At 41.6% G+C, this 23,237-nt stretch carries 23 protein-coding genes and 1 pseudogene; 14 read left to right on the top strand and 10 right to left on the bottom strand.

Annotated elements, in window-relative coordinates:
- Positions 1-102 precede the first annotated feature (102 nt).
- Both DRED_RS07960 and DRED_RS07955 read left to right on the top strand, forming a co-directional pair.
- The gene (locus DRED_RS07960) at positions 103-732 is read left to right on the top strand and encodes a metallophosphoesterase (RefSeq protein WP_011877824.1); all 630 of its coding nucleotides are present in this window, start codon (positions 103-105) and stop codon (positions 730-732) included.
- Positions 733-747: 15 nt separating this feature from the next.
- Complete coding sequence (locus tag DRED_RS07955) at positions 748-1,743, top strand: hypothetical protein (RefSeq protein WP_011877823.1); 996 nt, start codon at positions 748-750, stop codon at positions 1,741-1,743.
- Positions 1,744-1,779: 36 nt separating this feature from the next.
- Here DRED_RS07955 and DRED_RS07950 read toward each other — a convergent pair whose 3' ends face one another.
- Positions 1,780-2,040: a chemotaxis protein CheX gene (locus tag DRED_RS07950; RefSeq protein WP_198006940.1), complete on the bottom strand. Its 261-nt coding sequence runs from the start codon at positions 2,038-2,040 to the stop codon at positions 1,780-1,782.
- Positions 2,041-2,089: 49 nt separating this feature from the next.
- Between DRED_RS07950 and DRED_RS07945 the strand changes: the two are divergent.
- Positions 2,090-2,392 (top strand): annotated as a pseudogene (locus DRED_RS07945) (IS1380 family transposase); the annotation flags it as partial.
- A 2-nt stretch (positions 2,393-2,394) separates the two neighbouring features.
- On the opposite strand, the gene DRED_RS07940 reads toward DRED_RS07945, so the two are convergent.
- Positions 2,395-2,691, bottom strand: a complete 297-nt coding sequence (locus DRED_RS07940; protein WP_011877820.1) for a PilZ domain-containing protein — start codon at positions 2,689-2,691, stop codon at positions 2,395-2,397.
- Between the two features lie 192 nt (positions 2,692-2,883).
- On the opposite strand from DRED_RS07940, the gene DRED_RS07935 reads away from it, so the two are divergent.
- Positions 2,884-4,287, top strand: coding sequence for a substrate-binding domain-containing protein (locus tag DRED_RS07935; protein ID WP_011877819.1), 1,404 nt, complete (start codon positions 2,884-2,886; stop codon positions 4,285-4,287).
- A 98-nt stretch (positions 4,288-4,385) separates the two neighbouring features.
- Here DRED_RS07935 and htpG read toward each other — a convergent pair whose 3' ends face one another.
- Positions 4,386-6,233 (bottom strand): molecular chaperone HtpG, encoded by a 1,848-nt coding sequence (htpG, locus tag DRED_RS07930; RefSeq protein ID WP_011877818.1) that lies wholly within the window; start codon positions 6,231-6,233, stop codon positions 4,386-4,388.
- Between the two features lie 422 nt (positions 6,234-6,655).
- On the opposite strand from htpG, the gene DRED_RS07925 reads away from it, so the two are divergent.
- The gene (locus tag DRED_RS07925) at positions 6,656-7,930 is read left to right on the top strand and encodes an ArsB/NhaD family transporter (RefSeq protein ID WP_011877817.1); all 1,275 of its coding nucleotides are present in this window, start codon (positions 6,656-6,658) and stop codon (positions 7,928-7,930) included.
- Between the two features lie 48 nt (positions 7,931-7,978).
- On the opposite strand, the gene DRED_RS07920 is transcribed toward DRED_RS07925, so the two are convergent.
- The gene (locus tag DRED_RS07920; protein ID WP_011877816.1) at positions 7,979-8,359 is read right to left on the bottom strand and encodes a DUF4363 family protein; all 381 of its coding nucleotides are present in this window, start codon (positions 8,357-8,359) and stop codon (positions 7,979-7,981) included.
- Between the two features lie 26 nt (positions 8,360-8,385).
- A complete protein-coding gene (locus tag DRED_RS07915) occupies positions 8,386-9,066 on the bottom strand; it encodes a DUF421 domain-containing protein (protein ID WP_011877815.1) in 681 nt (226 codons plus the stop codon).
- 180 nt (positions 9,067-9,246) lie between these two features.
- Between DRED_RS07915 and DRED_RS07910 the strand changes: the two genes are divergently transcribed.
- The 9 genes from DRED_RS07910 to nadE all read left to right on the top strand — a co-directional run bounded on the left by DRED_RS07910 (position 9,247) and on the right by nadE (position 15,627).
- A complete protein-coding gene (locus tag DRED_RS07910; RefSeq protein WP_011877814.1) occupies positions 9,247-9,453 on the top strand; it encodes a DUF1657 domain-containing protein in 207 nt (68 codons plus the stop codon).
- Between the two features lie 80 nt (positions 9,454-9,533).
- On the top strand, positions 9,534-9,740 hold the full coding sequence (locus DRED_RS07905; RefSeq protein WP_041274877.1) for a DUF1657 domain-containing protein: 207 nt from the start codon (positions 9,534-9,536) through the stop codon (positions 9,738-9,740).
- Between the two features lie 23 nt (positions 9,741-9,763).
- On the top strand, positions 9,764-10,624 hold the full coding sequence (locus tag DRED_RS07900) for a DUF421 domain-containing protein (RefSeq protein ID WP_011877812.1): 861 nt from the start codon (positions 9,764-9,766) through the stop codon (positions 10,622-10,624).
- Positions 10,625-10,637: 13 nt separating this feature from the next.
- Positions 10,638-11,117 (top strand): stage V sporulation protein AC, encoded by a 480-nt coding sequence (gene spoVAC / locus DRED_RS07895; protein ID WP_011877811.1) that lies wholly within the window; start codon positions 10,638-10,640, stop codon positions 11,115-11,117.
- Positions 11,117-12,124, top strand: a complete 1,008-nt coding sequence (spoVAD, locus tag DRED_RS07890) for a stage V sporulation protein AD (RefSeq protein WP_011877810.1) — start codon at positions 11,117-11,119, stop codon at positions 12,122-12,124. Before spoVAC ends, spoVAD begins: the two co-directional genes overlap by 1 nt.
- Positions 12,125-12,136: 12 nt before the next feature.
- Entirely contained in the window at positions 12,137-12,490 is a 354-nt protein-coding gene (gene spoVAE, locus DRED_RS07885) for a stage V sporulation protein AE (protein WP_011877809.1), read from the top strand.
- Positions 12,491-12,503: 13 nt separating this feature from the next.
- Positions 12,504-12,947 (top strand): YhcN/YlaJ family sporulation lipoprotein, encoded by a 444-nt coding sequence (locus tag DRED_RS07880; protein WP_011877808.1) that lies wholly within the window; start codon positions 12,504-12,506, stop codon positions 12,945-12,947.
- 127 nt (positions 12,948-13,074) lie between these two features.
- Positions 13,075-13,578 carry a BglII/BstYI family type II restriction endonuclease gene (locus DRED_RS07875; RefSeq protein ID WP_011877807.1) on the top strand — a complete coding sequence of 168 codons (504 nt, stop codon included), beginning with the start codon at positions 13,075-13,077 and terminating at the stop codon, positions 13,576-13,578.
- A 141-nt stretch (positions 13,579-13,719) separates the two neighbouring features.
- Complete coding sequence (nadE, locus tag DRED_RS07870) at positions 13,720-15,627, top strand: NAD(+) synthase (protein WP_011877806.1); 1,908 nt, start codon at positions 13,720-13,722, stop codon at positions 15,625-15,627.
- Positions 15,628-15,820: 193 nt separating this feature from the next.
- Here nadE and malQ read toward each other — a convergent pair whose 3' ends face one another.
- From malQ to DRED_RS07845, 5 genes are all read right to left on the bottom strand, one after another.
- A complete protein-coding gene (malQ, locus tag DRED_RS07865) occupies positions 15,821-17,326 on the bottom strand; it encodes a 4-alpha-glucanotransferase (protein ID WP_156779734.1) in 1,506 nt (501 codons plus the stop codon).
- On the bottom strand, positions 17,326-19,281 hold the full coding sequence (locus DRED_RS07860) for a glycoside hydrolase family 13 protein (RefSeq protein WP_011877804.1): 1,956 nt from the start codon (positions 19,279-19,281) through the stop codon (positions 17,326-17,328). Before DRED_RS07860 ends, malQ begins: the two co-directional genes overlap by 1 nt.
- 10 nt (positions 19,282-19,291) lie before the next feature.
- Positions 19,292-20,734: a glycogen synthase GlgA gene (gene glgA, locus DRED_RS07855; RefSeq protein ID WP_011877803.1), complete on the bottom strand. Its 1,443-nt coding sequence runs from the start codon at positions 20,732-20,734 to the stop codon at positions 19,292-19,294.
- A gap of 87 nt (positions 20,735-20,821) precedes the next feature.
- A complete protein-coding gene (gene glgD, locus DRED_RS07850; protein ID WP_011877802.1) occupies positions 20,822-21,937 on the bottom strand; it encodes a glucose-1-phosphate adenylyltransferase subunit GlgD in 1,116 nt (371 codons plus the stop codon).
- Between the two features lie 24 nt (positions 21,938-21,961).
- Positions 21,962-23,161, bottom strand: a complete 1,200-nt coding sequence (locus DRED_RS07845) for a glucose-1-phosphate adenylyltransferase (protein ID WP_011877801.1) — start codon at positions 23,159-23,161, stop codon at positions 21,962-21,964.
- Positions 23,162-23,237: the final 76 nt, after the last annotated feature.

The following is a 23,237-nucleotide window of genomic DNA, read 5'->3' as shown; positions in this document are numbered from 1 at the left end:
ATAATAAAAATTTCTATCTACTTTTCTGAAAATTATTTGACACTGAACAACTGGTTAGCTATATTTTCATTAGAGGGTGAACATTAGAGGTGAACAAATTTGATGCAATCCTTTAAATTTAAAAATATCATATCTAAAATAATCGGCCGTTTGTTTGTTCCTGAAGAACTAATCTATACGGCAGATCAAAAAATTCTGCATTTGAGTGATACTCCCACCACACTGTACTCAGCTATTCAAGATTTTATCAGCACCCTGCAGCCAGAAATCATCATTCACACAGGTGATCTGGCTGATGATATTAAACTAGAACACAATCCCCAGCATTTACAAAGATATAGCCGCTCCATAAAACCTTTTTTGGAAATGCTGGAAGAATCCTCAGCCCGAGAGCTTTATATTGTTCCCGGTAACCATGATAGTGTTGATGTACTTTCCCATCACACTGGAAGGACCAAGCTTATCAAGGAAGGTGACACCCTTCACATTGGAAACTCTACCTTTGGGCTAGCCCATACCTATAAGAAACTTCCAAACTATACCGATTTCAATCTTTATGGGCACAACTTCAAGGTCCCTGCTGATTTAGAAGAAGGTCCTCAATATTTAAACGGTGTACATAATATCCATGTGGTGATACTTCCTTCCCGTCAAGTTGTGAAGATTCCTTATCCATGGTGTACTAACCGAGACCGAAAACTAGTGTGTCAGGTTTTACCAAAAACAATTTAATAGGGGGGTATGTTTATGATTTTTGTCCGTACTGGACCCCGTTTTTTGTTTTTATTTACCCCTGCTCCAGGTAATTTAATAGATATTTTGGTTAAAGAATTAAATGGGGCGGTTGTTTCTTTTAGTGAAGCCATTGAAACTGCCGAAGAAAGTAATACCATTGTTATGGTAACACCCCACGAAATAGCAACGGCAAAGGTTGCCAATGCACATACCATTGTCTTGCTGCCCCTGGGTTCCTCTGTTACTTTATGCAAGGTCATCAATTTAAAACTGGGGAATCTACTAACCAAAACTGAATTGGGAGCAGGTCTATTGTTACAGCGGCTTCCCCAGGGAGGCAGTAAGGTTGTGGATTTGATTAAGGTAGAACACCATGGAATGGCATTGGAATTAGAAGAAGCTATTAACCGGGGCGAAGCCAATGATACCATTGTGCTCTTTACTGAAGACCCCTTACACAAGTCGGTTCCTGTAGACAAAGTGTTAAAACCCAGTTTGTTAATACCCCAGCCCATTCCCCTGGTATATAGGGAACTTCGACGACAGGCTGTACTTTACTTCACCCATGGGCTGGCAAACAGTCAGTGGTTTGAAGTAAGGCTGAATATATATGATGCGGATGATTATTATGAAATCCATGCCCGACGGCTGGAACTGGTTTTGGAGGATTTGGAGGCAGGTCTTATACTGGGTGAAGTATGGACCAAGGACCATGCCCTGACCCTGTTTTCAGTGGCTGCCTATCAAATTCGTCTCTTTACTATGATGGAACCCCTGGAACTAAAAACCTTACTGCTTGGCATGGAATATGATGCCAAGGGCAATCGTTTTGTTGATATCGACCTTTACCACCGACAGAGAAAGATTGAATGGGGTGCCATTGCCAAAAGACTCCCCTTTGGCAGAAATAAATCCGGCCTTCATTACCGTAACCAGTTGTACCATCGCCTCAGCCAGAAAACGTTACAAAGGCTCCTTGAGCTTGAAAAAAGTCTGCTTACTAATTAGCAAAAGCCAGGTCATGATAACCTGGCTTCTAATAGCTTATATTTCTAGCCCAATATTAACCTCAATGACCCCCACTTCGGTGCTTATTTCTGCGGCCAGGGTTTTCACCGAACTAATTCTGGTGACAACATTCTTGCCCACAATCAGTGTGGGTGGGGAGATATCCATCTCCTGGCCCAACCCCTCAAGGGAGATGGCTGCATTGGCGGTGACCATGTTGGCCATCTCATCAAAAACCTCCACAGACATTCCACACATCATAACCGATGCAATGTTTTTGGCGGTATTTTCTGTCATGCCATAGGCGTCCAAACAAAACATTCCAAAAGGATGGTGACCCTCTGAAATGATGGTATCACAATTTATTACCACAAATCAACTTGAAACTTTGACCCGTCAACAACGACGTGATTTGGAACGTAAATATCAGAAGAAATTACATTCTCTTCAACGCCTGACTAGCAAAAGTGAGCTTCCGATTAGCTTTGACAATAATTCTGTAACTGCTTATGGAAATTTTGGCATACTAGAGGCGTTTAAGCAAGCCATTGATTTCAAGGGTATACTTAAAGGGGTTTCCCTTAAGCGACATCATAACTGTAAATACTCCGATACAGGGTTGTTAGATACAATTATTGATGCCCTTTCCTTTTATTCGCAATGTTTCGTTAGAAAAATTTGAAGCTCATCACCCAAAGGATTTTGAAACATTGCTCCGTATCGATTACCCTGCTGCCAAATGACATAACCTTGGACTGTAATAAAGGGAAAATAAATCATAATGGTCTCACCAATGGCAATCTGATTATCACAGGTAAATGAAATCCCGCCACCACTGATGTTTATAAGTTTAACGTTTTGCAGATATCTATGATCATTCTTTGATATAATCGCTTGCAATTCTATTTCATAGCGCTTGTGTTTTCTTCTTTCTCTGGCTATATCCATCCCGGATCACCTCCGTAAAAACAGCACTCACTGGTTTTAGTTTAATGTATACAGAAATAGCCTATGAATGAATAGAACTTAAGTCCTAAATTTATACAACAAAGGTCTCTTTTAGAAAAGATAAAAAACTAATATTTCTTATCTTTTTAGTCATAATAGATGTAAGACTGTTACATGCAGGAGTGTTATAAAATGAATAATCCTACGTATAAACGAATCCTTTCGATGTTATTAATATGCTCTCTGGTTTTTGTTGCTGGTTGTCCCGGCAAAGAAGCACAGCCAAAACCAGAGACCCAGAAGAAAATTAAGATCGGCGTAAGTCTTGCAGCAATGGAGTTTGACGGGAACAAGATCATTAAAAAATTCATGCAGGAACGAAGTAAAAAAGAAAAGGTTCAATTAATCTGGCTGGATGCTAAGATGGACCCCTCTCAGCAGGAAAAAGATGTTGACAAGTTAATTCAACAAAAGGTTAAAGCCATTATCTTGCAAACTGTTGATCCCAAAGAAGGTGCAAAACTGGTCGATAAGATTGTTCAGGCTAAAATCAAAGTTATTGGTTTGGAAACCCTGCCCTATAATGCACCATTGGATGGCTACGTAGCCTCTGATCATACTAGGGCTGGTGAATTACAGGGTAAATTTATTCTAAACCAGGTTAGCAATCAGAACTCGGGGGGGCAAAAGCAGGGCCAGAGTCAACAGGGAAATCAAAGCTCTGGGGAACAAAGTAGTCAAAGTTCTGAACAAACAAACCAGCAACAGGGTGCAAAAAGCAACATTAAGATTCTATTCCTGAAGGGTGATCCAATGGATCCAGTTGCTCAAATGATTGTGGATGGTGCCCGCAGTGTGCTGGGACAAAGCAAAAATGTGGAAAAAATGATTGTCGAGGAACATCCGGAGGGTGACCCTCAAATGGCTCAAATGACGGTCATGAATACCCTGCAGGAAGGTTCCGTTGACGCTATTTTGGCCACCGATGATCGTTTAGCAGAGGCCGCTATGAAAGCTCTGAAAGCAGAAAACATGACTCAAAAGATCCTCACTGTCGGTGTGGGTGCAGACCAAAAAACTTCCCAGGCCCTGGCCAATGGCGATCACGATGCCGAAATTGATATAATGCCGGAACATCTGGCTAATTCTGCTTTGGATGCTGCCTTGGACATCGCTGAAAAGGGAAACTGGAATAATGACACGGTCATTCAAAACGGCAATTTTGATATACCTGCTAAAATTATTCCTGTGCGTCTCATCGATCAAGAACAGGTACAGCTACTGACAGCCCGCTGGGGTGACCTTAAAAAGGAAGAAAAAAAGTCCCAGGAACAACAAGGACAGGGACAGCAACAGGGGTCCTCTGAGGGGAATTCTTCTCAAGGTGGGTCAGAAGGAGAATCCGGCCAAGGCGGCGGGGGGCAAGGTAACCAAGGTAAAAAAACTAAGGTAAAGATTGTTACACAGGACGGCAAAGTAATGGAAGTAGAAGTGGATGGAGAAATCAAAAAAATCGAACAGGGTGCTGGGGGCGAAAAGGGACAGGAAGGACAGCAACAGGGCTCTCAAGGTGGCGGCGGTCAGGGAGGTCAGTAAAGAACCTGCCACAAACAATCCTACCAATCACCTCTCTTAACATTAAATATTAATAAAAACCCCTGTATGGTCAGATACCATTCAGGGGTTTTTTACTTCTATCGCAAAGCCCTTTCCAGTATTATATTCATCCTTTGCACAATACCCCTGGGATCAACAATCAACCCCGCAGAAATCAAAGCATTATCAAAAATCTGTTCAGCGGCCATGCGGGCAAAATTTTCATCTTGCTGTTTTAAGGTACTTAATCGTTGGATCATGGCATGGTACGGGTTAATTTCCAGTACCTTTGGCCCCACGGTATTAATGTCTTTGTTTACCACCTGCATCATGCGATGCATGCTACTGGTCATTTGATCGGAATTTAAGACAATGGCGGGGCTATCCAACAGACGTTTTGATTCTTTTACTTCTGTTACCTTATCCCCTAATACTTCCTTCAGCCAACCAGCTAAAGCATCTAGCTGCTCTTTGGACAGTGCTTCCCCCTGCTGTTGCTCTGACTCTGGTAGTTCTAGGTCAGCCGAATCGATGGAAGAAAGTTTCTTGCCTTCGTATTCACCCAACTGACTTAGAATATAATCCTCCACAGGTTCATGGGTATACAATACTTCGATATCTTGATGGCGGAAAACCTCCAGATATGGGCTTGTTTCTATCACTTCTTTGGTGGGCCCGTTAATGAAGTAGATATCCTTTTGATTCTCCTTCATACGCTGCAGATAATCCTTCAGAGAAACTAATTGTCCTTCTTCAGCTTTGGAAGAACTAAATCGTAAGAGGTTCACCAATTCCTTACGATTGATATAATCTGTGGCTGCACCTTCCCGGATAAACATACCAAAGTTTTGCCAAAACTCCTTATATTTTTCCGGTTCTTTTTTAGCCTGGTCATTTAAATATTTAATAAACCGTCCAGTAATTACTTTGCGTAATTTAGCCATTAAAGCACTATCCTGCATGGTCTCCCTTGAAATGTTTAAGGGCAATTCCTCACTATCCACAACACCTTTTATAAAGCGTAACCACTCGGGTAAGATGTCCTTAGCCTGTGGCTGAATGAGAACCTTTCTACAATATAGGTTAACGCCGGGTTCCATACGACCAAAACCAAATCGCTCGAAATTGTCCTTAGGAACAAACAAAAGCGAATTGATTGTCAGTGGAGCATCCACTGAAAAGTGCAGCCTCATGAGAGGTTCATCGTAGGCATTGGCTATATATTTGTAAAACTCGGTATACTCTTCCTCGGTGACTTCGTTTTTATTCTTGGTCCAGATGGCCTGAACAGTGTTAACCTTCTCACCGTTTACTGAAATGGAAAAGGGAACAAACCCGGAATATTGTTTTATAATTCTTTTTATTGTGGCTTCCACAGCAAATTCCTGGGCATCCTCTTTCAAATGTAATGTAATTCTGGTTCCTCTCTGTAATCCTTCGGTTGTGTCAATGGTATAATTACCAATTCCCTCTGATTGCCAGATGCACCCCACTGCATCTGGTTGCCAGGAAAGGGTTTCCACAGTAACTCGGTCAGCCACCATAAAGGCTGCATAAAACCCTACACCAAACTGACCAATCAGGTTAACGTCCCTCTGATCTCCTTCAGATAGGTATTGAATAAAAGCCTTTGACCCAGAATGGGCTATGGTCCCTAGATTCTCAATTAATTCTTGCCGGGTCATACCAATTCCAGTATCAGCAATGGACAATGTATGTTTTTTATCATCCAACTCAATGGATATTTCTAGTGGGAGATCTCCGCCACGTAGTTCCTTGTCTGTTATTTTCCGGTAGCGAAGTTTTTCCAACGCATCTGCAGCGTTTGAAATTAATTCCCGAAGAAAAATTTCCCTATCAGTATAAAGGGAATGGATGACAATGTTAAGAAGCTGTTTTACCTCTGCCTGAAACTCATGAACTTCATGGTTTGTTTGTTGCATCATGTTGCAACCTCCTTTACTGATTATAGCGAAATATTTCCAATTAATAATATAGTTTGGCTCAAATGCTTTGTCAATAAAATCACCTCTGCTTAAATAGTCTAATCAATCCTTTTATTCTTACTCTGGTGACAAACTTTTATTGACATTTATAACTAAAAGATATAAATAATGCTTATAATCGAAATTCAGCCTATTTTTATAGACAACTATTTTTTCTTTTGTTATAATTTAATTAATTACATCGGGTTCTAACGTGTTGTGCGGTTTATTTCGTACAAGGATTTTGTGCTAACGGGGGGGGTAGCTCTATTTAGGGCTACCCTCTTTTTGTTTTTCCTAAATTTGCAAGGGGGTAGTCCGAGTCCAAAGGTTTTATTTTTATTGGGATTAACAAAGAATATCTATAAGGAGGAATCAATTTAATGAGTCAATTTACTTTAGCTTTAGTTATTTTTCTAATCACCTATGCATTCATCGTTTCAGAAAAGCTCCCTCGTACCGTGGTCGCTCTGGCGGGGGCAGTGGTTGTACTCTTTAGTGGCATCGTTACCCAGGAAAAGGCCATTCATTACATTGATTGGAACACCATTGGTCTTTTAGTAGGAATGATGATTATTGTTTCTATTACCAGAAGAACCGGTGTTTTTGAATATTTAGCAGTTAAATCCGCTGTAGCGGCAAAGGGTGACCCGCTGAAATTGTTGGTTCTACTGGCAGTCATTACGGCTGCTGCCTCTGCTCTGCTGGATAATGTTACCACTGTATTGCTAATCGTTCCGGTAACCTTCTCCATTTGCCGTCAGTTGCAGGTAAATGTTGTTCCCTTTTTGATTACTGAAATTATGGCCAGTAACATCGGTGGTACCTCAACCTTAATTGGTGACCCACCAAACATTATGATCAGTGGTCCTGCTGGGTTGTCCTTTATGGATTTTGTTTATAATTTGGCTCCCATAGCAATTGTTATTTTCATTGTAACCATTACGATTCTACGGTTTATTTATCGTAAAGAACTAAAGGCAGATCCTGCTTTAATGGAAGAAATTACAAAGCTCAATCCCAATGACCAAATTAAAGATGCACCCCTGTTAAAGAAATCCCTCATTGCTTTATCCTTAACCATTGCTGGCTTTGCCCTGCATAGTGTTATTCATATGCCCACTGCTACCATTGCCATTGCCGGCGCAGTGTTATTACTATTAATGACCCGCGAAGAACCCGAACATGTTTTAGAAACAGTTGAATGGCCCACCATTTTCTTCTTCATTGGTTTGTTCATCGTAGTTGGTGGTTTGGAAGAGTCTGGAGTTATTCACTGGATTGCTGAATCTGCTCTGCACTTTACCGGTGGGGAAGTATTTTCAACCGGTCTGTTGATACTCTGGCTTTCTGCCATTGCATCAGCCTTTGTAGACAACATACCATTCGTAGCAACCATGATTCCTTTGTTACAACAAATGGGTCAAATGGGTGGCATTACAAACCTTGATCCCCTGTGGTGGTCCCTGGCCCTGGGTGCTTGCCTGGGTGGTAACGGTACACTGGTGGGTGCCGCGGCGAACGTAATTGTTGCCGGTATGGCTGAAAAAAGAGGAACTCCCCTTAGTTTCCTTGGATTTATGAAAATTGCTTTCCCCTTAATGATTCTGTCCATCGCGATTAGCACCATTTACCTTGTACTGTTCTTCCTCAGATAAACGGATAACTATACAGAGAATAACCGGGTTTGGCCCGGTTATTCTCTGTTAGAGTATATTCTTTAGATTAACCGCTTCATTCTCAGGAAGATGTAAAATCATTAACTTTAACTCTGAGAGATACCCCATGGATAACGACCGATCATTGGTGGCAATGTATTCTTTTAATTTAGCCAAGGAAAAATCAATGTTATCAATCTCCTGATGGTCCATTACCACCGGCCACCAAACTCCAGTTTCATCCCATTGCTTCTCTAAACTTTTCATTTTCCCATTGGCCGCCTGCCAATTCTCTCGTTCAACTTCCCGTGTAACCTGGTGAATAAGCTCTGTTAAATCCTCTGCTGCAACAGCCAAAGAATAATTAACCCACACCCCCAGGCCAATGATTAAAGCTATCACCAGGGTTAATGATAGTAAAAGCCTCATTATTGATACCTCTCATTCCAAAATGATTATGCCATTTTATTTTTAAGTTGATAAAATAAATTTCCTTTTGTGTCCAGGCTGGCAAACAATACCTGCTTAGAATCATAAATACCAAATTTACTAAACTCGTCTTTTAGCCACTCTTTAGAAAGATTAAACTTGGATAAATTTTTTTCAAAAACAAACCCATCTATAATTAATGTTATGGGAAGCCCTTCGTATTCCGTAGGAATATTTAGATCTTCTGGACTGACAGCCCTTTTCTGTGATTTGGGTATCACACTAATCTCTCCACTGGTTTCTAAAACAGCAAATTCTACATCCGTAATGTCGGGAAAATTTTTAGATCTTAGTTGCTCCAGTAAATCATTAATGTTATATCGCAATCTTTTTAGTTCTTGCTCAACGATTTTACCATTTTCAATTAAAATACTTGGTGTACCGCAAACAAATTCCCGTAAACGTTCACTTTTTAAAGAGGTATAAGAGATTAAAATTTCCACAAATAGCAGCGTTATGATAGCAACAACCCCGCTTACCAGCGGAAACCTGTTATCAGCCATTGGAATGGAAGCCAATTCGGCCAGCATAATGATAATAACCAGTTCATAGGGTTGAAGTTTACCAATCTGTCGCTTGCCCATAATTCGCAGGGCTAGAACCACCAGAGTAAATAAAATTAAAGTTCGTATCATAACAAGAATCATAAAAAACACCCCATTGAAAAATCTCTCCACCCAATTATTCCTAGAAAGAGTTGTCTTTATACAAATTTCACCTGTCCTTATAATATAATCCACATACATATAAACTTTGTTTAAATCAAGAATACAATTTCCTTTCTTTGGTTATGTTATCAACAGAAAAAATGAAAGGAGGTTAAGCAGATGACAGTGTCATCCCAAGTTAAACAATCTTTGGCCAGCTTAAAAAGCACCCAAGCTAATTTTGAGACCTTTGCCCTGAATACCCAAAATCAACAAGCAAAAGATATGTATACCCAAGCAGCTCAGCAGACCCAATCGATCATCGATAGTCTGGAACCTAGAATTCAACAAATGGAGCAAGAAGAACCTCAATACAAGGGCTTTTAATATACAAAAACCGGGTCTTTGATCCGGTTTTTGTATATAAACTACCTTTTTTAAGAAAAATAATAAGGTAGGTGATAAAAATTACCGTAGCAGCCCAAGTTAAACAAACCATTGCCAGTTTAAAGGGAACTAAAGCAACGCTGGACACTTTCCAAAGTATTGAAAGTAATGAAGATAACAAAAAATTATTAGATATTAATGCTTGCCGGGTTAGTGAGATTATTGATCGCCTGGAAAACCGGGTTAAAACCCTGGAATTTGAGGAACCACAGTACAAAGGCTTATAAATTTCTGTAAGGGGAACTGAATCATGCCGGATTGGATTACAGTAGGACTTCGCTCCCTGGGGGTCTTTGCCTTAACATTACTAGCCGTACGAATAATAGGAAAAAAACAAACGTCGCATCTTACCTTCTTTGATCTCATAACCGCCATCGTGATTGGTGTTCTCGCAGCTATCATCTCCCTTAATCTTACCGGGGGCTTGAAAAATGGTTTAAGTGCCCTGGCTGTATGGACATTGCTACCAATTTTACTTTATTGGCTGTCCCTGAAATACAAAACCCTGCGAGATATTCTGCAAGGAAAAGAAACCATGCTGATTAACCATGGTAAGGTATTAGAGGATAAGCTGAAAGATGCCCGTCTTACCCCTGAAGATTTGCTAAGTCATCTGCGTAGAAATAATGCTTTTCGAGTAGCTGATGTAGAATTTGCCATGTTAGAGCCAAATGGAGATGTCAGTGTATTCCTTAAAAAGGGCAACCAACCTCTATCTGCCTCCACCATAGATCTGCAAGTAAACCACGAAAGCGTACCCCAGACCGTTATGCTGGACGGTGTTATCATGGACGAACCCCTCACATCAATGGGTCTTAATAGGAACTGGCTGCATACGGAACTTGAGAAGTCGGGGGTGGCACCGGAAAATGTGTTCATTGCCCAAGTAGATTCCCTTGGACAGCTTTATCTTGATCTATTTGATGATGCCGTTCAAGTACCACAACCAAAAACCAAAGACCTTGTCTATGCTACCTTAAAGAAATGCCAGGCTGATTGTGAAATGTATGCGCTAGCCACTAAAAAAAACAGCGTAAAAAAAATGTATGGTCAATGTGCCGAGGAGTTGGAGCAAATAGTTACAGATCTGAAACCTTTGCTTAAAAGGTAAGGGGTGAAGAAATATGTCTAACAAAAAGAAGAAAAAACTAACCCCCACCCAACAGGAGTATTATGCCTTTGCCAAGGCAAGGGAACCCAAACGTCCTGTGGTAACCAATGTATGCCGGGCCTTTTTGGCAGGGGGGATCATATGTGTCATTGGTCAAGGAATTCAAGATTTTTTCATCTGGCATTTTGATTTTACGGAAAAAACTGCAGGTAGCCCTACAGTTGCTATCTTAATATTGGTATCTGTCATTTTGACCTCCCTAGGAGTCTATGACCATATTGCCCAATGGGCAGGAGCTGGCACTGCCGTACCGGTAACGGGCTTTGCCAATTCCATTGCCTCCGCCGCCATTGAACATCGCACCGAAGGGTACGTGCTGGGTGTGGGAGGAAATATGTTTAAATTAGCTGGATCTGTGGTTGTCTTTGGCGTCTTTGCGGCCTTTGTGGTAGCGCTGATAAAAACCGCTCTGGCAGCCTTGGGGGTGGGTTAATGCTTAAAGGTCATCAAACCTGGGTATTCCCCAGTAAACCTACCATATTGGCAACAGGCACTGTGGTTGGTCCCTTTGAAGGAAAAGGTCCCCTGGCTAACGATTTTGATCTTATTCACGGAGATCTGTGGTTGGGACAGGACAGCTATGAAAAGGCAGAAAAAAAGATGCTGGAAGAAGCCTGCGAAGTTGCAGTAAATAAATCCGGACTACAAAAGCAAGATATTCAGTTCTTTCTAGGCGGTGATTTGTTAAATCAGATTATTTCCAGCAGTTTTGCAGCTCGGACAATGGCAGTTCCTTATTTGGGTTTATTCGGAGCTTGTTCAACCTCCATGGAGGGTCTGGCCCTTGGTTCTCTATTAATTGATAGCAAATCTGCTAAATACCTGATATGCGGCACCGGCAGCCATAACACTGCGGTAGAGAAGCAATTCCGCTATCCCACGGAATACGGGGGGCAAAAACCACCAACGGCCCAGTGGACAGTTACCGGTGCTGGTGTGGCTCTACTTGGCCCCGAAGGAGATGGACCCAGAGTGACTTCCGCCACCATTGGCAAGGTGGTAGATATGGGTCTGAGCGATCCCTTTAATATGGGTGGGGCCATGGCTCCGGCAGCGGTTGACACCATAACAGCACATTTCAGGGATCTCGATCTATCCCCTCGGGAATATGATTTAATTGCCACCGGAGACCTGGGCCGGGTAGGACATACCATAGCCCGGGATCTTTTGGTTCAGCACGGTATGGAAATACCAGAAGAAATCTTTACAGACTGTGGCTTACTCATTTACAACCAAGATCAACCGGTACAAGCCGGTGGCAGCGGCTGTGGATGTGCTGCTGTGGTTACCTATGGCCACATTCTAAATCGTATGAAAAAGGGTGAGCTGAAAAAGGTATTAATCATTGCCACCGGAGCCCTGCTTTCGCCGTTATCGTACCAGCAAAATGAAAGCATTCCCTGTATAGCTCATGCCGTTTCCCTGGAGATGAATGTTTAAGGGGGATTACAAATGGAAGGATACATTTGGGCTTTTATTGTGGGGGGACTGGTTTGTGTTATAGGACAGTTATTAATGGATGTCGGTAAATTAACCCCTGCCCATACCATGAGTCTTCTGGTGGTCACAGGTGCAGTGCTTGGCGGCCTGGGCCTCTATGAACCATTAATTGACTTTGCTGGTGCCGGTGCTACAGTTCCCATTACCAGTTTTGGGAATTCCCTTGTACACGGTGCCATGGCGGAGGCTGAATCCACAGGCCTGGTTGGGATCATTACCGGCATATTTGAAGTAACCAGTGCAGGTATTTCTGCTGCTATTATCTTTGGCTTTATTGCTGCACTGTTGGTAAAGCCAAAAGGATAGAAAAGGTGATCTTATGAGAAGGATTTTTGCTTTTCTACTGACCGCACTGCTAATTTTGTCCCTGGGTTGCCAGACGCAGGCAAGTAAAAAGCCTGAACAACAGCAATCCAAGCAAGAGAAACCTGTACAGATAGACCGTGATTTTGCCCAAAGGCTGAAGAGAGCTGCCTTAACGGTAAATGGTGTAGAGTCTTCTACGGCGGTGGTCATTGATAAAAATATCTCCATCGGTATCAAGGTCAGTGGTTTTGATCGGTTAAGGATGGAGTCTATTAAGAAAGAAGTTCACAATAAGGTAACTAAATTAAATGGCGGATACGAGGTTCACGTAACTTCAGACAAAAAGTTGTTTAAAGAGTTACAAGATGTTGAAAAAACAATTACGAAAGAAAACATTCATACCACCACCGATTTGCAGAAAAAGGTTGAAAAGATTAACAAAGATATGAAGGGTTAAAGAAAGGCTCATGCCTTTCTTTTTATTATTAAACTATATTCTTTTTACGCTATTTTAGCAGGAGAATAAAAATTCGTGTAGAACTTATCCCATATTTTAAAATATTTTAACAAAGGTCGGTGAGAACATGAGAATAATATTACAAAAGAATTATTACCGGTCGGCCCATGATTTTATTACCCCTGATGTGGAGGCAGAGATTAATCAACTCTTGTTGGAACCAACCATAGATTTGTCCTCTTTATCTCGTTCTCACTATAACCAGTTGCTACGGGAAATGTTTAAACGTAATGGTTGGCAAAACAGTCCCTCTCTTTTTCATGACCCTGTGAATCCCTTAGCCAAAATTGAGCTCCTAAAAAATAATATTGGCCTTGAAATTGGTTTTCGTCATGTTTCACTAACCGGACACAACCTGTTAAAATTTCAGTTGTCCCCCCTGCATAATTCCGATAAAATTGATGTGGGCATATTTATTGTATCCACTAACAATTTCCAAAAACAAATCAGAAAAACCTTTTGTCATAACTGGACCGGAGCCATGAGTTTTGAAAAAACAGACCGGTATCTAAGAAATTTTAAAACAGCCATACAAATTCCCATTTATCTCATCGGAATTGATGCTGCCTAAGTGTAAGGTAGTAAAATAAAGATGCCCGTACCAACATGTACCGGGTATCTTTATTCTTTTTTACTCCCGCACCCAGGGTATGACATAAGCCAAGTTTTCCTTGGGAAATTTATATATAGAACATCCAAAAGAGGCGATAGCATGAAATTAAAAATAATGATTGGACAAATGGAGGTTATCCCAGGCCACCCGGACCAGAATACAAATACCATGCTAGAAATGATTGGACAAGCCCGGGAAGCAAGGGCCGATATGGTGGTTTTTCCTGAGATGTGCATTCCCGGTTATTTGTTGGGGGATACCTGGGAACAACAGTCCTTTCTACGTGATTGCGAGGAGTACGGTCGAGAGATCGTAGCTGCTTCTCAGGGATTAACAGTACTCTTTGGTAATGTGGGTATTGACTGGGATAAAAAGGGTGACGATGGCAGGGTCCGTAAATATAATGCTTTCTTTGTGGCCCAGAATGGCAAACTGCTGGGCAGAGAAAACTTCCCCTACTCCTTTCGAATTAAAACCCTCCAGCCCAATTACAGAGAATTTGACGATGAACGTCATTTCTATAGTCTGCGTAAGTTAGCCCAGGAGTACGGCAAATCCCCCGAAGAATTGTTAAGCCCAGTTTACGTTAACATTGGCGGACAAAAACTAGCACTGGGTTGTCTCCTTTGCGAAGATGGTTGGAGCGAAGATTTCTACGTGACAAAACCAGTTACTGCCCTTAAGGAAAAGGGTCCCATCGACCTGTTTATAAATATCTCCAGTTCTCCCTTTACTGTGGGTAAAAATCAGAAGAGAAACAGGATTTTTTCCCGCCAAGCCCAGGAAGCAGCCGTTCCTTTAATTTATGTGAATAACGTCGGTATTCAGAACAATGGTAAAACCATCTATGCCTTTGACGGTTCCAGTACGGTTTATGCTAAAAACGGTGAAGTGATTAACTACTGCAGCGAACCCTTTAGCCAAAGTGCAGAAATTTTCGAGTTGCATCTAAACTCCGATGGTAGCCCTTCTACTGCCGGAAAGTTGATAGATAATCAGGAGACTATTTCTGTCTATCAAGCATTGAACTACGGCGTTCGCCAATTTCTTTCTTCCATCGGTATGAAAAAGGTGGTTATCGGTATCTCCGGCGGCATTGATTCGGCTGTATCCGCAGCACTCTATGCCGATGCCATCGGACCAGAAAACCTGCTATTGGTAAATATGCCCAGTAAATTTAACTCCCAGACCACTAAGAACCTGGCCCGGGAACTGGCTGAGAACTTGCGTTGCTTCTATACGGTACTTCCTATCCAGAAATCCGTAGACTATACCCTTAAGCAGATTGAAAGCACTCCGATCATAAACGCAGCCTCGGGGGATCGGATTCAGCTAAAAATCAGCTCCTTTATGGCAGAAAATATCCAGGCCCGAGACCGCTCATCCCGCATCTTAGCAGCTGTGGCCGCTGCCTTTGGTGGAGGCTTTACCTGCAATGCCAACAAAGCTGAAACCACTGTGGGGTATTCCACCCTTTATGGAGACCAAGCAGGTTTTTTGGCTGCCATAGCTGACCTGTGGAAATATCAGGTGTATGATCTTGCCCGTTACCTTAACCAACAAGTATACCATCGGGAGGTTATTCCTCAGGGCATCATTGACATTGTTCCCAGTGCTGAACTAAGCTTTGACCAGGCTGTAGATGATGGTAAGGGTGATCCCCTTGTCTATCCCTATCATGATTACTTGTTCCGGGCCTTTGTCCAATGGTGGGACAAAGCCACTCCCGAAGATATTCTTACCTGGTATGGTGATGGAAACTTAGAAGAAAAGCTGGGCTGTGCCCCCGGATTGGTCAAAAAAATATTTCCCTCAGCCAAGGAATTTATTTCTGACCTGGAACGCTGGTGGAAACAGTTTACCGGGATCGGTGTTGCCAAACGCATCCAGGCTCCTCCCATCCTGGCAGTAAGCCGCAGGGCCTTTGGTTTTGACCATCGCGAAGCCCAGAACGGTGTTTATTTTACCAGAAAATACAAACAGCTAAAGGAACAGCTGTTAAGCTAGTACGTAATAGGTTATTGTTCACTTAACCATTCGCCACAGTTTAAGGGGGGCGGCTGTATATTAAGAAAAACTAATGGCTAACAGCTAATGACCAATAGCTGTTAGCCAAATTACATAGCATGTAAAAAGTTCATGACTCATGGCCCATAGCACACAGCTGATAGCCTCTAAAATCTACTAAAAGCTACGCCCGTCAAGCAAAGGCTCCTCTCCCACTGGCTGCCGTAAGCTCCCTAAGCCTTGTCTCAATCTCCGAAGTTAATAGATGGGACCGGAACCGCCAGGCCCAGTTATCTCCACCAACGGTGCCTGGATAGTTCATTCTGGCACCGCTGTCCAGGCACAGAATATCCTGCAGAGGTATAATGGCTGTATTGGATTTACTCTTAAAGGCCACCTCAATAAGTCTCCAGCAAATATCTTCCTCTTCGGGAGTCTCTAGTTTTAAATACTCCTTTATAAATTCAGCATCCCCCGGCAGTAACTTTTTGTACCAGCCCAGAGTTGTATCGTTATCATGGGTGCCTGTGTACACCACCGAATTCTTCTCGTAGTGGTGGGGTAAAAAATCTTCCTTCTCGTTGCAATGCAAATTAAAATGAAGTATCTTCATACCCGGAAAGTTAAATCTCTCCTTAAGTTCTACCACCTCGGGTGTGATAATCCCTAAATCCTCGGCGATAACTGGGATTTTTCCCAGATGTTTAATGATGGCAGCAAAAAATTTTTCGCCAGGTCCCTTTACCCATCTGCCATTAATGGCTGTTTTTTCACCTGCGGGGATTTCCCAATAGGACTCAAATCCCCTAAAATGGTCAATCCGAATCACATCAACTATTTGCAACAAGTTTTTAATTCTATCCCGCCACCATTGGTAATCATCCTTTTCCATTTCGGACCAACGGTAATGGGGATTTCCCCAAAGTTGTCCTGTGGCACTAAAATAATCCGGTGGTACGCCTGACACCTTAGCCGGTTTGCCCAAGCTATCCAGTTCAAATAAATGGGGATTGGCCCAAGCATCACTGCTGTCATAGGAAACAAAGATGGGTAAATCTCCAATGACCCCTATACCATGGCTATTGGCATATTGCTTTAGGCTTAGCCACTGACTGTAAAAGGTATATTGAAGGAAGTAATGGTATTCTATTTCTTCCTTCAATAGTATCCTAAAAAACTCCATGGACTTGACTTCCCTTAGGGCAATGGATTTTTCCCATTGATTCCAGGGCTGATGACTAAAATACTCCTTTAGGGCCATGAATAAAGCGTAATCTGCCAGCCAATCTTTTTCAGCTAGAAATTTACAGTAACCATTAGGCTGATTCCTTTTCTTAAAATTACCAAAGGCCTTTCTGAGCAGAGAACCCTTGTAGTCCCTCACCCGTTGAAACTCCACTTGATCCTGATTAAAAACTGGTACTTCAGTAACATCCTGGGAGGTTAATAACCCATTTTCCATTAGTAGGTCTATGCTGATTAACAGCGGATTGCCGGCAAAGGCAGAATAACTCTGAAAGGGGGACTCTCCGTAACCCACCGGATTCAGGGGAAGTACCTGCCAGAGCTTCTGCTGGCTTCTGGCTAGAAAATCCACAAATTTATAGGCCTCTTTTCCCAAATCACCGATTCCATACCTGGACGGCAGAGACGTTGGGTGTAGGAGTATTCCACTGGCCCTTTTTGCTGTCACATGCATCACCTGTCTATTAATAAAGTTCCCTGAAGTGGTTCCAGTTTCACATGTAATAAACCATTCTCAATTTTATAGGTCTTATCAACCTGCAATAGGTCCATCATGGTACCATTGCACCAGTTTTTTAAAGGAATGGATACCTCTACTGCACTTTCTCTGCCGGGGTTCACTAAAACAAGAGCAACATGATTTTTGGCTGGCCGGTTAAAGACATCCTTCCCCTGTTTAATAACCCTTAAATAACCATAAATTTGACCTTGCATGTAAATCGGCCGCCACAGCCCGGTTCGCAGGACCTCATATTCATTTCTTAATGCGATAAGCTTTTTGTACCAGGCCAATAAATCACTGTTTTCTTTGCCCCAGGGGTAGGTTCCTCTGTTCAATGGATCTCTATAACCATGCATCCCAACTTCGTCCCCATAGTAGATACAAGGAACACCGGGAAAGGTCATTTGCAGCAAGGAAAGCAGCTTTAAGCGGGCAAGGCCCCGTTCTAGTTGGATTTCACTTAATTGAACCTTGGCCTGCTCTTCCCTAGACAGCATATCTTCAGGCGGTGCATCACTGAGAACGGTTAAGGCCCTTGATACATCATGGCTGCTAATTAAATTCATGGTGGAATAGAAATGGTGTAATGGGTAATTTTCGAATAAGTTCATTAGCCGTAGGTGAGTGCTACGGGCATCTCTTTTCCCCAATAAATATTCTAGCCATATATTCCGGAAGGGATAGTTCATCACGGAATCCAATTCTTCTCCTAGGAGGTATTCTCGCATCTGGCCGTAACTGACCTTGTTGGTGGCATCTTCCCACACTTCACCAATTAAAATTGATTCAGGGTCCAGATGTTTCATGACTGAACGAATCTTTTTTATAAATTCCGGTGGTAATTCATCTACCACATCCAAGCGCCAACCCTTTGCCCCCATTCTCATCCAATGCTTAATAACACTATCTTCCCCGGTAATGATATACTCTTGATAAGAAGGGTCCAGTTCATTAACATTGGGAAGTGTATCAATCCCCCACCAGCAGTCGTATTCATTGGGAAAATGTGTAAATCTATACCATGAGTAATAGGGTGAATCCTTGGATTGATAAGCTCCCAGGGATGGATATTGACCATCCCTGTTAAAGTAGCGGCTATTGCTCCCGGTATGACTAAAAACCCCATCCAGAATAATAGAAATACCCATCTCCTGTGCCTTCTTACATAACTCTTGAAAAACCCCGTGGTCTCCAAACATGGGATCAATCTTTTTGTAGTCTCCGGTATCGTATTTATGATTGCTGGCTGCCTCAAAGATGGGATTGAAATATATTACTCGAATACCCAGCTCTTTTAAGTAAGGTAGTTTTTTTATAACCCCCAGTAGATTTCCACCAAAAAAATCATAACAAACCGTTTTTCCGGTTTCAGGGCATTTCCCATACTGAGGTGTTGCATCCCAATGGGGGTAAATTATACAATGCTCTTTCGGGTTTAATACTTGCCCCGCCTCATAACCATTGCAAAATCGGTCAACAAAGATTTGGTACATCACTGCATCCTTAAACCAGTTAGGAGTTACAAGGTTCCTCTTATAGACTGTAATCTGGTAGGATGGCGGTTCGTGTTCATAGATTTCCCCTATGCCACCCAGTTGATCATAATTATTGCCATAGTAATAAGTCTTATCTTTTATACCAATGATAAAATAATACCATAGTAATCCCTGTACAGAGGGAACATTTATTTCAACCTGATAAGTCTTTTTATTTCCATGTCCTTCCCGCAATCGCATTGGTATTTTTTCCTCTTCACGTCCATGCTTCCACAGACGCAAAAATATGCTATGCGCTTCCTCTTCAATTTCTATTGTTAAAGATAATATTACCCTTTCATCGCATGACACAGCCCCGAAAGGGTTGCGGTAATAAACTTCATGTGAGTTATGATAGATCCAAACATTCAAAAAACATCATCTACCTATCTCCGTTGAATAATAATTTCTTATACAAGTCTTGATATTTTTGAGCTGATTTATACCAGCTAAAGTCACATTGCATTGCATTACTGACAATTATGGACCAAATATTTCTTTGTCGGTAAAAGCTAATAGTCCTTTTCAATGTATAGAGAAAATCCTGGGCATTAAAATGGGTAAAGCTAAACCCATTTCCCTCTCCAGTATATTCATTATAGGGTTGTATGGTATCCCTTAGGCCACCGGTCTCTCTAACAATCGGTATAGAACCATACCGCAGGGCAATCATCTGACTTAATCCACAGGGTTCAAAGGCCGAGGGCATAAGATAAATATCCGAACCAGCATAGATACGGTGCGCTAAGGTATTGCCAAACATAATGTTGACAGAAACCTTGTCTGGATACCGACGAGACGCGGACCGAAACATATCTTCATAATGTTTTTCTCCGGATCCCAAAACCACCAATTGAACATCTAGGGCAAGAATATCGTCCAATACACTGCCAATAAGCTCCAGACCCTTTTGGCTTACCAGTCTCGAAACCATACCAAAAACAGGAACATCTGGTCTCATTGGTAAGCATAGGATTTTTTGAAGGCTTTCTTTATTGATATGTTTTTTGTCAACAGTTTCCCGGGAAAAATTTACACAGATATGGGGATCTGTGTCTGGGTTATAAATATCTATATCAATACCATTTAATATTCCGTGAAGTTTCCTTTTTTGATGTCTTAAAAGTCCGTCCAATTGCTCACCATATTGTGGCAATTGAATTTCCTCCGCATAGGTTTCACTCACAGTGGTTAGGATGTCAGAGTAGTTCACCCCCCCTTTCATAAAGCTTACCTGTCCGTAAAATTCAAGGCCATCCAGCCCAAAGTATTCATTTCCCAAACCCAGTACATTTTGTAAAATAGTCCTTGGAAAAACTCCTTGGTATTGCAAATTATGAATGGTGAACACCGTTCGTATATCCTGGTAAAAGGGGTTATTTCTATAATGCGATTTAAGAAAAGTACTGATCATTCCAGTGTGCCAGTCATGACAGTGGATAATATTAGGTTGAAAATCAATACGCGGCAAGACTTCTAAAATAGCCCGGTCAAAGAAGGCAAATCGTTCGGCATCGTCCTCAAACCCATATAATCCTTGCCTTTTAAAATAAAATTCATTATCAATAAAGTAAAAGATAATTCCATCATATTTAAGTTTTTCTATGCCACAATACAAGTTTCTCCATCCCAGTGGAACCATAAAATCAGTTAGCTTTAGCATTTGTTCCCTAAAGCAAATCGGTATGTCACTGTATTTAGGCAGGATAACCCTTACGTCAAACCCTTGGCTTTTTAAATGCCTTGGCAATGAACCTATGACATCTGCCAAACCACCGGTTTTAACAAAGGGAACCCCTTCCGAGGCTGCAAACAATACTTTCATAGGCAGTTTCCACCTTTATTCTTAGCCCATTTACACCCTATGGGTATAAAAAGGCCTTATTCTTACCTTTACTAATTTGGTTTTTCGCTAAATAATGGTTCTTTTTTTAATCACTAGGGGGTAGTGTTTTTCACCTTTTAAATGTTTTACTTTTGTAACAATAACCTCTTTATCAGCTATAACACTTTCAATCACAGCATCTTCCTGAATATCACACTTCTGCATAATAATACTGTCCTTAACATGGGCACCTCGTCCAATTTTCACCCCTCTAAAAATAATACTGTTTTCCACAAAGCCATCGATAATACAATCATTGGCTATTAGGGCGTTACTGACTCTGGCCCCTTCATTATATTTTGTAGGTGCTCCGTCTTTGGGTTTTGTATAGATAAGCCCTTGCTCAAAAAAAAGTTTTCTCCAGATTTCTGGTTTCAACAAATCCATACTGTGTTTATAATAGCTTTGAATATTATCAATGGTCGCCAAGTATCCCTGATAAGGGAACCCATAAACTCTAAGCCGGTGGAGATTCTTGATAAACCCATCCCTAATCAAGTCACATTCTCCCCGGGAATAACAACAATTAATTAAATCAACCAGCAAAGATTTTTTCATTAAACACATTTCCATGGACATTTTAAAACTGTTTATCTTAGTTGGTGAAATTTCCAGGCCAAATATTCTTCCATCCTCTGCTATATCAATAAAACTACTTTGCGGCAGATTGTCCCGGATACTCTCCATGTCCTTATAAATTAGTGTGATATCTGCATTCATAGCTTGATGAAATTCAAATGCTTCTTGATAGTTAATGTTACAAAGCATGTTGCTACCGGAGATAAGAACATATTTATGTCGGCTATAATTAATATAATCCAGGTGAGTATAAAAGTGGCGCAAATCCCACCTGTATATCCCTTGACCGTTATACTGATCTGGGGGTAAAAAGAATAAACCGTCCCTTTTACGATCTAAATCCCATTCTTTTCCACGACCCAAATGATCCATCAAGGCCCGATAGCTATTCTGTACAAGGATTCCTACATTTTGGATGCCAGAATTAACCATATTGGATAAAACAAAATCGATCATTCGGTAACGTCCCCCAAAGGGGACTGCCGCCACTGGACGGTGATAACTGAGTTCCATTAAAAAATCTTCGTTTTCCATTATATTAATAATCCCCATAACATTTTTCATGTTATCACCTCTCCTCTGAAGTACCTAACCAGCCTTACCAACAAGCTGACAATCCTTTTTGATAAATGAACCCGTTGGTACTATAATATTTCCCTCTACCACCGTTATCCTGGAACAATCTTCTGGACAACTATTCTCCTTGCACCCAATATGGCAATTATCCTCTATGATTGTTTCAACCCCCACAATGGCCCTTTCTACTATTACATTTTTACCAATTTTTACATTGGACAGAATGACTGACTCCCGAATGGTGGAACCTTTACCGATGTCTACTCCCGGAAACAAGATGCTATGATAAACATTTCCAAAAACCATACATCCCTCATTTATTAACGAACAGTTAACCCTAGCACTGGGTGCCACATATTGAGGTGGCTGATGGGGTGTTACGGAATAAATCCTCCATTTTTGGTCATTTAGATCTAATTTAGGGTTTTCTAATAACAAATCCATGTTGGCCTGCCATAAGCTCTCTATGGTGCCCACATCTCGCCAATAACCCTTAAAGGGATAGGCAAACATTCTTTGACCTGCTTCCAGCATCAAAGGAATGATGTTTTTACCGAAGTCATTACTGGATCGGGGATTCCTTTCATCCTCTTCCAAGTATGCTTTAAGCAGTTCCCAATTAAAAATATAGACTCCCATGGATGCCAGGTTACTCCTGGGAACCTTTGGCTTCTCCTCAAATTCAACAATTCTAGCATCCTTGGCTGTATTCATAATGCCAAAACCACTGGCTTCCTGCCAGGGAACCTCAATCACAGCAATGGTGGCGTCTGCCTGTTTTTCTTTATGAAAATCCAACATCAGAGAATAATCCATTTTATAAATATGGTCACCAGAAAGAATTAGGATGTACTTAGGCTTATATTGATCAACAAACTCAATGTTTTGGTAAATCGCGTTAGCAGTACCTTTATACCATTCACCTCCCATTTCTTTTACAAAGGGGGGTAACACCGTAACGCCTCCGTTTTTTCGATCCAGATCCCAGTGACTACCAATGCCAATATAGGTGTTTAAGGCCAGTGGCTGGTATTGAGTCAAGACTCCCACGGTATCAAAGCCAGAATTATTGCAATTGCTTAAGGTAAAATCAATAATTCTATATCTCCCGCCAAAGGGTACAGCAGGTTTTGCCAGTTTCTTAGTTAATACCCCCAGTCGACTGCCCTGCCCACCAGCCAGCAGCATTGCCACACACTCTTTCCTTTGCATTTTCCCCCTCCTCGTATAATAGTAATAGATTCACTGGACAAACCTAATTTCCATAAATGGAATAAGGTGGAGTCCA

It is taken from the genome of Desulforamulus reducens MI-1 (genome assembly GCF_000016165.1).
Taxonomy (GTDB): domain Bacteria; phylum Bacillota; class Desulfotomaculia; order Desulfotomaculales; family Desulfotomaculaceae; genus Desulfotomaculum; species Desulfotomaculum reducens.
Note: the sequence above shows the minus strand (reverse complement) of the source record. Positions and strands in the feature narration are given on the sequence as shown.